This window comes from Arhodomonas sp. KWT, assembly GCF_010993615.1.
Genome location: NZ_WNXE01000999.1, coordinates 1 through 605, shown reverse-complemented (window position 1 = coordinate 605; position 605 = coordinate 1). Strand labels below are relative to the sequence as shown.

The 605-nt window shown below is 70.7% G+C and carries 1 protein-coding gene; it reads left to right on the top strand.

Annotated elements, in window-relative coordinates:
• Positions 1–459: lyase family protein (locus G7A99_RS23775; protein WP_240466406.1), on the top strand; the 459-nt coding region annotated here is incomplete at its 5' end.
• Positions 460–605: the final 146 nt, after the last annotated feature.

The window sequence follows — 605 nt, the reverse complement described above, 5'->3', positions numbered from 1 at the left end:
GGCAGCAGCATCATGCCCGGCAAGGTCAATCCGGTGATCCCGGAGTCCGTGGCCATGGTCGCCGCGCAGGTGATGGGTAACGACGCGACCGTGGGCATCGCCGGGCAGAGCGGCAACTTCCAGCTCAACGTGATGCTGCCCGTGATCGCCTACAACCTGCTCCAGAGCGAGACGCTGCTGGCCAACGCCTCGCGCTCTCTGGCCGACGATGCCATCGCCGGTTTCACCGTCAACGAGGCGCGGCTGTCCGAGGCGCTGGAGCGCAACCCGATCCTGGTGACCGCGCTCAACTCCGTGATCGGCTACGAGAAGGGGGCCGCCGTCGCCAAGCGCGCCTACCAGGAGGGTCGGCCGGTGCGCGAGGTCGCCCGGGAGATGACGGACCTCTCGGAGGCGGAGCTGGACCGGCTGCTCGATCCGCAGACGCTCACCCGGGGCGGCCTGCCGGATCAGTCGTAGCGGTCGTAGCGGGCGAACTGCTGGCCCCCCGGGCCCGGCCCGTGGGGGTCGTGGTAGAGCCAGCGCAGCGTCCACTCCCGTGCCGGCTCCAGTCGCCCGCCCTCCAGGATGCCGGCGTAGTCGGTGCCGCCGATGAGGCGGTGGAC